At 54.3% G+C, this 6,802-nt stretch carries 4 protein-coding genes; 3 read left to right on the top strand and 1 reads right to left on the bottom strand.

Annotated elements, in window-relative coordinates:
* The first annotated feature begins 247 nt into the window (after positions 1-247).
* From QW71_RS09610 to QW71_RS09600, 3 genes are read left to right on the top strand one after another with little or no spacing between them, the layout of a single operon-like run.
* Positions 248-1,216, top strand: coding sequence for a metallophosphoesterase family protein (locus QW71_RS09610; RefSeq protein WP_039296737.1), 969 nt, complete (start codon positions 248-250; stop codon positions 1,214-1,216).
* Positions 1,217-1,241: 25 nt separating this feature from the next.
* Positions 1,242-2,141 (top strand): EamA family transporter, encoded by a 900-nt coding sequence (locus tag QW71_RS09605; protein WP_039296734.1) that lies wholly within the window; start codon positions 1,242-1,244, stop codon positions 2,139-2,141.
* 39 nt (positions 2,142-2,180) lie between these two features.
* Positions 2,181-5,405: an ATP-binding protein gene (locus QW71_RS09600; RefSeq protein ID WP_235441431.1), complete on the top strand. Its 3,225-nt coding sequence runs from the start codon at positions 2,181-2,183 to the stop codon at positions 5,403-5,405.
* Positions 5,406-5,469: 64 nt separating this feature from the next.
* On the opposite strand, the gene QW71_RS37865 is transcribed toward QW71_RS09600, so the two are convergent.
* A complete protein-coding gene (locus tag QW71_RS37865) occupies positions 5,470-6,750 on the bottom strand; it encodes a J domain-containing protein (protein WP_052769951.1) in 1,281 nt (426 codons plus the stop codon).
* Positions 6,751-6,802: the final 52 nt, after the last annotated feature.

Raw genomic sequence — 6,802 nt, 5'->3', positions numbered from 1 at the left:
AACCGCTCCCAGCAAGGGTTTGGAATTATGAAATTGTCTCTGAAATACAGCAGAATGAGATTTTACGCCAGTTGGAACGAATTCTATTGCAGAAAGTGCAATCCATCCAATTATAGATTGACAGAAACGGATTATCATCCTAAAATCAACATGAAACAACATAAAGAAATACAAAACAACATAAAAGCACTTGAACACCTAATGAACTAAATTCATAACTTTATTCAGGCAGAGAGGGGATTTTCACATGAAGCACAAATTATCATTCCGCCAGGATGGAACCTTTACCATCGTACAGTTCACCGATCTTCACTGGATGGATGGAAGAGCAGAGGATCAGCAGACGCGGGAGCTTATGGAACGCGTGATGGAAGCGGAGCAGCCGGATCTCGTTATTTTCACTGGAGATCTGATCTATACCGGACCTGTCCCGGAAGGAGAAAAGGCATGCGAGCAGCCCAAGCAGGCGTTCCGGGAGGCTGTTGCCGCTGTAGAGAAGAGCGGTACTCCCTGGGCCTTCGTCTTTGGCAATCATGACACTGAGCAAAGGGTCTCCTACAGTGAGCTGATGGACATTGCACTAGAGCATCCCCACTGCCTGGCTGAACCAGGTCCGGCAGAGCTGGGCGGTTCTGGGAATTATACGCTTGAGATTGCGGGCACCGGCACCAGGCCGGGCGCCATTCTCTATATGCTGGACACCGGTGCCTACTCCGGGCTTGCGCAGATTCCCGGCTATAACTGGGTCCGGCAGAGCCAGATCCGCTGGCTGACGGAACAATCTGCACGGCTGAATCCCCAGGCAGGTGAGGCCAAGCTGCCTGCGCTGGCATTCTTCCATATCCCGCTGCCGGAATATGCCGAGATGTGGTCCACGCAGACCTGCTACGGCTATAAATTCGAGCAGGTCTGTGCTCCGGTGCTTAATTCGGGACTCTTCACAGCTATGGTGGAAATGGGCGATGTGGCAGGTACTTTTTGCGGACATGATCATATTAACGACTTCACCGGCAGCCTGCATGGCATCCGGCTCAGCTATGGCCGGGCCACCGGCTACAATACATACGGGCGGGAAGGCTTCATGCGGGGAGCGCGTGTCATCCGGCTGACTGAGGGCGATAAGCAGTTCGAGACTTGGCTCCGGCTTGAGGATGGCTCCGCTCTGCTGGAACAACCCTCCCATCCCCCTACACCTGCTGCTGATTCAGAACACTAATCATTTCTTAAGGGGTTGAAATTTAATGCTGCTACCAATTCTTTTGGTTCTGGCTTCCGGGATGTGTCACGCGGTGTGGAGCATGTTCACCAAAAGAAGCCGGGCCAAAAGCATCTTCCTGTGGTCGATCATGATGATCTCTACTATTCTGCTGCTCCCTATCCTAATAACCGAGCTGTGGACTCACCCGCTTGCAGCCGGAGCTTATGCCCTGCTACTGCTGTCTGTAGCGCTGCAGGCCTTATATTCCTGGCTTTTATCCAGAACCTATGAGATGGGTGACTTATCACAGATATATCCGGTGATGCGGGGGACGAGCACGCTGCTCATCCCGCTGATCGGTGTTCTTTTTCTGGGCGAATCACTGTCTGTCTATGGATGGGCCGGTATTGCCTTCATGCTCGGCGGATTCGCAGTGCTCAGCGGACTGGGCTCCAGAAGCTCATCCACATCCACTTCCACATCCACTTCCGCATCCACTTCCGCATCCACCGCCTCCCGGAAGTCCGGATATACGCCGATTCTTATGGCGCTCTGCGTGGGACTCTGCACAACCTGCTATGTATTCGTCGATAAGCTGAACCTCCAGCATATGTCTCCGCTGGCGCTGCTTGAGGTTACCAATATCGGTTTTGTCGCCGGTCTGACTCCGGCAGTCCTGAAATCGCGCAAGCTGCTGGAGGAGTGGAAGAGCAACAAGTTCACCATCCTGCTGGGAAGTGTGCTGAATCCGGGCTCGTATCTGCTGTTCCTCTTCGCACTGCAGCAGGCGCCGCTTGCCCATATCAGCCCGTTGCGGGAGATCGGAACCATATTCGCTACGTTCCTGGGCATCCTCCTGCTGAAAGAGCAGCAGGGCTTGCGGCGGATGGTCTGCTCGGTAGTCATCTTTGGAGGCATTCTGCTCGTAGGGGTATGGGGGTAAAGCAGAACCCTCCATTTCCCGGCAGGATAACCTCGAAACATGTCGAATAGAGAACGTATGATGAAGACTAACTTACCGAAGCAAACCATGATCCATACTAAAAGCATATTGAATCTCAAGCACGCTCTGTTGCTGCTGTTATATCTGACCCTCCTGATCAGCATAAGGTATCTGTGGTTCAACGCGTATGCCGCGCCGGAGCACCCGGGAGCGAAGCAAGGTGTCCTGGATATGCGGGGCTGGGACTTCGAGAACTCCCGGTCTGTGCGGCTGGATGGTGAATGGGAATTCTATCCCGGCCAATTCCTCACCTATGAGAACTTCGCCGGACAACCCCCGGCTGCGCAGCAGGTTGTGCAGGTTCCCGGCGACTGGAGCAGCGGCTTCCCAGAAGAAGGACATTCTTCCTTCGGCTACGGCACTTACAGGCTGCGCATTCTGGTTGACCAGCTGCAGCAGCAGCCGTATGGCTTCTGGATTCAGCGTGTTCAAGCTTCCTCCGGCATTGAGATTAACGGACAGACCGAAGGCAGCTTCGGTCAACTGGCCGTGAGCCGCCAGGACTACAAACCTAAGGCTGTTTCCTATACGGCGGCCTATAATGCGGCAGGACAGCAGGAGATCACGCTGCTGGTCCGTGCAGCCAATTACGATCACCCGCTCGAAGGAGGGATTGTCCGCTCCATCCGTTTCGGCTCCCAGGCAGCGGTTGATACGGAACGGATGTATTCTATCGGCTTCCAGATGGTCACTTTTGTGATCATGCTGCTGCATGCGATGTATGCAGGCATCCTGTTCTTTTTCAACCGCCGGCAAAAAGCGTTCCTGGTGTTCTGCCTGCTGCTCCTGGCGGTAGGTGCTTCAATAGTGACCGATAATGATACCCTGCTGCTGCTCTGGCTGCCGATCAACTATACCTGGGCGCTGAAGCTCAAAATGCTGGCTTATCCTGCGATCTCCCTGTTCATGCTGCTGCTGACCCGCAGCTTCTCCGCACAGGAGCGCCCGGGCCGCTTGTTCAAAGGTTACCTGCTTGTCCTGTCCCTCTATACCGTCTATATCCTGCTGCTGCCTGCGCAGTATGCCCTGTATGCAAGGCCCTTCTTCTCAGTGCTCTACCTGCTTCCGGTTGCAGGCGTCGTATACTCCATTGGCCGCATGGTCGCCCGGCAGGAGCAGGACTCCGTATTTCTGCTGTTTGCCGCCGCGGCTATCGGCTCCAGTGTCCTTGGCGGTTCCTTGGAATCGAGCAGCAAAGCAAGTATTCTGTATTATCCGGTAGATGTCATTGCAGCCATCATCGGTTTCTCCGCTTACTGGTTCAAGCGGTATTTCCGCAATGCAGAGGAGAACCGGCTGCTTAACCAGCAGCTGAAGGAAAGCGATCATCTGAAGGATCAGTTCCTGGCGAATACCGCACATGAACTCAGAACACCGCTGCATGGTATCATCAGCATCGCCCAAACCGTAACAGCGAAGGAGAAATCCCTCCTGGATCATCAAAGCTACCAGGATCTGGAGCTGCTCATTACCATCAGCCGCCGGATGTCCCATATGCTGAATGACCTGCTCGATGTGACCCGTCTGCAGGAGAAGCGGATTGTATTGCAGCGTGAACCGCTGGCCATCGGGCCGCTGGTAACCGGAATTCTGAATATGTTTGAATTCATGACAGACAGCAAACAGCTGCAGCTGCGTAACGAATTACCCGCTTCCCTGCCGCCCGTCTGGGGTGATGAGAAGCGGATTGTGCAGATTCTCTTTAACCTGCTGCGCAATGCCATCAAATACACACAGGCCGGAACGGTCACGGTATCTGCCGAGATTACCGGCAAGACCGCAAGGATTAGCGTGTCCGATACCGGTATAGGCATCGATAAGGAGACACAAGCGAGGATCTTCTCGCCTTATGAGCAAGGGAGTAAGGGCATTAATGACGGAGGCGGAATCGGGCTCGGCTTAAGCATCAGCAAGCAGCTGGCAGAGCTTCACGGCGGAGACCTTACCGTGGAATCCGAACCCGGGAGGGGGTCCGTGTTTACCTTCACACTCCCCCTGGCATCTGCCTCTGAGGTCCGGCACGTGCCGCCGGAAGAGGCAGCTGCTGCAAGGATGAATGGCAGCCTTGAGATGGAAGACCTGCTGCTTGAACAGGGGAGACTGTTATTCCGGCAGCCTGATACCGGCGGCAGCTCTGCATCACAGGAGATCCCTTCTCTCCCTCAGATTCAGCTGCAGGACACCTCCATGACGGCCAAGACTCTTATCCTCGCCGTGGATGATGATCCGGTCAATCTTAAGGTGCTCGCCAGCATACTCTCGGATGAACAGCATCAGCTGGTCACGGTCACCAGCGCCCAGGAAGCCCTGGATCTGCTCGGCACCGAACCCTGGGACCTGCTGATCGCCGATGTCATGATGCCGTACATGTCTGGCTACGAGCTAACGCGGATCGCCCGGCAGCGCTTCTCTGTCTCGGAGCTGCCGATCCTGCTGCTCACTGCCCGCAATCAGCCGGTGGATATCTATACGGGATTCTTATCCGGAGCCAATGATTATGTCTCGAAGCCTGTGGATGCTCTAGAGCTGAAATACCGGGTCCGCTCCCTGACCGGACTGAAGCAGTCTATTAATCAGAGCCTGCGGCTGGAGGCTGCTTACCTGCAGGCGCAAATTCAGCCGCACTTTCTTTTCAACACGCTGAACGCACTGCTGGCCTTAAGTGAATTCGATCTCCCCAAGATGCGTGATCTCGGAGAGGCGTTCTCCTCCTATCTGCGAATCAGCTTCGACTATATGAACTCGCAGCAGCGGGTCGGACTGTCCCATGAGCTGGAGCTGGTCGAGTCCTATCTGTTTATTGAGAAGGCCAGGTTTGACGAACGCCTGCAGATCGAATGGGATGTGGAACCGGGGATCGAGCTGCTCCTCCCGCCGCTTACCCTCCAGCCGCTGGTCGAGAATGCGGTCAGACACGGCCTGCTGAGCCGGAAGGCCGGCGGCAGGCTGCATATCCGCATTCACCGCCGGCAGGGGTACACATCATTTGAAGTAGAGGATAACGGCAAAGGGATGCCTGATGAGCAGGTTCGTCATCTGCTGGACGACAGCGGACTCGGCTTGCCTTCCCGCGGCATCGGACTGCTGAATACCAACCGGCGGCTGACACAGCTGTATGGCCAGGGACTGGTCATTCACAGCCAGCTTGGAGCCGGCACGACCGTTTCTTTTGTAATTCCGGAGCGGGTGAATCTCAACTCTTAACACTCAATTCACCAGAACATATAAGGGCCGTGGATCAGCATTGATCCACGGCCCTTATATGCTTTTAGGACATCAGCTTGTCCCATAGCTGCTGATAAGACTTATACACGTGCGGGTACTTACGCTTCATTTGCCGGATGCCTTCAGTCATGAAGTAGTCACCGTATTCTGCCCCGCCGGATGGCCACATACCATCCGGAGGAGCCTGATCCAGCCTCTCTGCCGGATGCCGATACCCTTCCGCGGTGAAGAAATCATAGGCTTTGGCCTGTACGCCCGGGTACATGCTTTTGTCTTTGATCAGCCGGTCGGTTTCCAGGAGCAGCTTACTTCCCCCTTGAGCCAGGCTGCGCTGCTGCTGCACAGCCGGATTGCCGGGATCCATATAGTGGGCAAGCTCGGCGAAGAGCAGCGCTTCTTTGTAGGCTCTGTTCTCTGCCAGCTCACGGCTCTCTTCCAGCAGACGGTCCACCGCTGATTCTCTCTCTGCCCCCTCAGGCAAGGAGCGCAGATAAGCCCTTATTTCCTGCTTAACCTTGTGCCAGAACTGCATTTTATTCGTGTAGACCATGATTTTGATCCAATAAAGATAGAACTGTAAAGTATCCCCCTTCAGTTCAACATCATTATCCTCATTCAGGCTCTCATTCAGGCCCTCCTTCAGTTCTCCAGCCATCTCTTCATATATTCCCCAGGCTTCATCCCCCAGCTGATTCATCATCAGCACATCGGTATAGTCCGTCAGATAGACTCTCCGCCAGGCACGGTGCTTCTTATCAAGCGCACGCGCAACACTTAGAGCCTTCTTATATTGCTCATACTGCAGCAGAATACGGATTTGCAGCGTCGTACCAATGACACTTGAACGCGGGCTGGGACTGAGCGCCTCTACCTTCTGCCATACTTCATCGAACATGCTCAGCTTATCCTCGGCAAGATACACTCCGGATAATGCAATGCTTGCCCCGGAGTGGTCCGGCTTGAGTTCCAGTACCTTGCGGTACAGCTCCTCCGCCAGCCGGAAGTCCCCTGCAGCGAAGGCATCCGTGCCTTTATTAATGAGGACATCCAGTTTCTGTGTACTGCCATTCTTGCGGGTGAAATCATATTCGTCACGCCGGATCGGATCACTCAAATTCTCATAAGCCTCGCGGATCTTCCGGAACTCCTCCGGATACTGCTCTTGAGGAAATTCCTTAATCTTGGCCTCATAACCCGCTTCAATCGATTTCGGTGTGGCATTCACCCGTACACCCAGCTGCTTGTAGTAATTCACTATCTCAACCACAACCGGCTTACTGCTCGCCCGGGCACCGGATGGTTGCTGATCTGTTGTTGCTTTCATCTTCCAGCCTCCCTATAATTCAGCATTAATCCATGAAAGAATTCTTATAACC

It is taken from the genome of Paenibacillus sp. IHB B 3415, assembly GCF_000802655.2.
Lineage (GTDB): Bacteria > Bacillota > Bacilli > Paenibacillales > Paenibacillaceae > Paenibacillus_AQ > Paenibacillus_AQ phytohabitans.
This window is presented reverse-complemented; position numbering and strand designations above follow the sequence as displayed.

Excerpts from the sequence above, each read along its gene's own strand:
- QW71_RS09610 (WP_039296737.1), top strand. The coding sequence starts at position 248 with ATGAAGCACAAATTATCATTCCGCCAGGATGGAACCTTTACCATCGTA.
- QW71_RS09600 (WP_235441431.1), top strand. The coding sequence starts at position 2,181 with ATGTCGAATAGAGAACGTATGATGAAGACTAACTTACCGAAGCAAACC.
- QW71_RS09605 (WP_039296734.1), top strand. The coding sequence starts at position 1,242 with ATGCTGCTACCAATTCTTTTGGTTCTGGCTTCCGGGATGTGTCACGCG.
- QW71_RS37865 (WP_052769951.1), bottom strand. The coding sequence starts at position 6,750 with ATGAAAGCAACAACAGATCAGCAACCATCCGGTGCCCGGGCGAGCAGT.